Source organism: Roseococcus thiosulfatophilus, assembly GCF_017311575.1.
Lineage (GTDB): Bacteria > Pseudomonadota > Alphaproteobacteria > Acetobacterales > Acetobacteraceae > Roseococcus > Roseococcus thiosulfatophilus.
Map to the genome: position 1 here is coordinate 1 of NZ_JAFFQY010000045.1, position 1,114 is coordinate 1,114.

The following is a 1,114-nucleotide window of genomic DNA, read 5'->3' on the forward strand; positions in this document are numbered from 1 at the left end:
CCAGGTTTTGAACTGCCCGCGTTACGGCGTTATGCCTTGGTGGACTTGCCTCTGTTGTTCTTATTCTTATTCGGCCAAGTCACGGCCGAAAAGATATAATATAACGGAGGGACTGCCATGCGGAGTATTTCCCGGCGGGCGCTGTTCGGCGCCTGCATGGCCTGTGGTGCCGCCCATGCGGGGCTGACCGCGACGCCCGTCCAGGCGCAAGGGAGTGGGGGCTGGTCGCCGCCCGCCTCGGCCCAGCGCTGCCCCTCGCGCTGGGGCGCCAATGACCGCCGCGGCTCCATGAACCACATGACGCCGGAGCGCATGCGCGACGCGGCGCGGATGATCCGCGAGGGCCGCAAGATCGAGATCGGGCATATGCTGACGCAGTCCATGCCCTTCTTCGGCACGCGGCGCTTCGACGTGCACCTCAAGCAGCAGTTCATGAACCCGCAGGCCAACCGCCGCGGCTCCAACGAGGAGATCGTCATCACGGAGCTGGCGCAGGTGGGCACGCAGCTCGACGCCTTCCCGCACCAGACCATCGGCGACGAGACCTACAACTGCGTGAACGTGCCCGGCATCAGCAGCCGCGGCGGATTCACCGAGATGGGCGTCGAGACGGTCGGCACCATCATGGCCCGCGGCGTGGTGATGGACATCGCGGGGCTGAAGGGCACGCAGACCCTGCCCATCGACTACGAGATCACCCCGCAGGATCTCCAGCAGGCGCTCGACCGCCAGCGCGTGGAGCTGCGCGAGGGCGACGCCATGCTCATCAACACCGGCTGGGCCGCGCTGTGGGGGCAGGACAATGCGCGCTATGTGTCGGGCTGTCCCGGGCTGGGTGTGGCCGCCGCCGAATGGCTGATCGAGCGCGGGCCGCTGCTGCTGGGCGCCGACAACTGGCCGGTGGAGGTCGCACCCTCGCGCACCATGCCGCACGCCTCGCTGCCGGTGCACCAGATCGCGCTGGTGGTGCATGGCGTGCACCTGCTGGAGAACATGAAGCTGGACGAGCTGGTGGCGGCGGGGCGGAGCGAATTCTGCTTCGTGATGCAGCCGCTGCGGGCGCGCGGCTTCACCGGCAGCACGGTCGCGCCGGCGGCGCTTTTCTAGCCCTCAA

At 68.0% G+C, this 1,114-nt stretch carries 1 protein-coding gene; it reads left to right on the top strand.

Annotated features, from left to right (window positions below; translation table 11 throughout):
* The first annotated feature begins 117 nt into the window (after positions 1–117).
* Complete coding sequence (locus JTN19_RS14480) at positions 118–1,107, top strand: cyclase family protein (RefSeq protein WP_206934095.1); 990 nt, start codon at positions 118–120, stop codon at positions 1,105–1,107.
* The last annotated feature ends 7 nt before the right edge of the window (positions 1,108–1,114 follow it).

What these genes read in the sequence shown, in the direction of transcription:
- JTN19_RS14480 (WP_206934095.1), top strand. Translation starts at nt 118, where the DNA reads ATGCGGAGTATTTCCCGGCGGGCGCTGTTCGGCGCCTGCATGGCCTGT.